This window comes from Psychrobacter sp. 1U2 (genome assembly GCF_051847575.1).
In genome coordinates this window covers 1-1059 of the sequence record NZ_JBPYDC010000459.1, presented here as the reverse complement: position 1 = coordinate 1059, position 1059 = coordinate 1, and the positions used below count along the sequence as shown (strand labels likewise).

General features: G+C 35.0%; 1 protein-coding gene. It reads left to right on the top strand.

Going from position 1 to position 1059, the window contains the following annotated elements; translation table 11 throughout:
- Positions 1 to 1059 (top strand): P-loop NTPase family protein (locus ACS8FD_RS16570; RefSeq protein WP_439276647.1); only part of this gene is annotated, 1059 nt, incomplete at both ends.

Genomic DNA, 1059 nt, shown 5'->3' with positions numbered 1-1059 from the left:
ACAGCTGGGCCAAATGAGTCAGGTCATAAAGAGCTATTAGGCCTGTTGAGAGAGCAGCTAAAGCGTAGCTCAGCAGTCATGCTGGTTTTGGACTATACGCAGCTCAACTCTGAAGCCGAAGAAAGTATAAAAAATGAGATAGAAGCCATTCCTACTATCCAAAAATCAAGACTGTTTGCTTTAGTTAATAAGTTTGATCAAGAGTCAGCCAATGCGGATGACGCTGAAACCACTAAAAAACATATTTTCAACAACCTACTCAAAGACAAAATTGATCTGGAGCATATCTATCCTATATCAGCAAGAGATGCTTATTTAGCCAATCGGATGGAAAGTTACCTGTTAGAGAATAAAAACAAACCTGACTATAAAGAAGGGACTTGGATAGAGGACTTTGCTAAGCAAGTATTGGGTAAAAGAGCTGAACAAAAATATGAAAAGATGGACGCAGAGGACATCTCTGAGGAGCTAAGAGCATTGATAGACGATAGTCGCATGTCAGAGCCTTTAACAGATGTTATCGTAAATATGCAAAAAAACGCTCCTTATATTGCCATTCAGTCTGCTCTCGCAGGGGCAAGTGATGTATTTGAAAAGCTACATAACTTCTTCAATATTCGTGGACATTTCGCTGAAAAAGAGAAAATGACGAATGAAGAGATAGTTGAGTTAGAAAAAACCATAAAAAGTTTAGAGAAGCAAATTAATGAGTCAGAAGTACTGTCTGAAAATATGAAAAAAACATTCTCAGATATAAAGCAAAAAGCAAAGAAAGAGATGAAAAAAAAAGAAGAAACCACAAAAATAATGCCAATCATAGAGATAAGGCTAAATGATATGTTTGGTATTGAAAGTAAAAAAATTAAAAAAGAAGTTGGAAAAATAGATGAAACGATAAATAAGACTCTTTTACAAAAGTTTTTTAACCATGAAGAGTCTGACGAGCGAAAATTAAAGTTGGCAGAACTTGATAAAGCTAAAGAACTTGCAAAGTCTAGTAAGTATGCACTAGTTTTCTCAACAAAATCTGATCTTAATGCCTTTCAAAAAAGTGTAGAA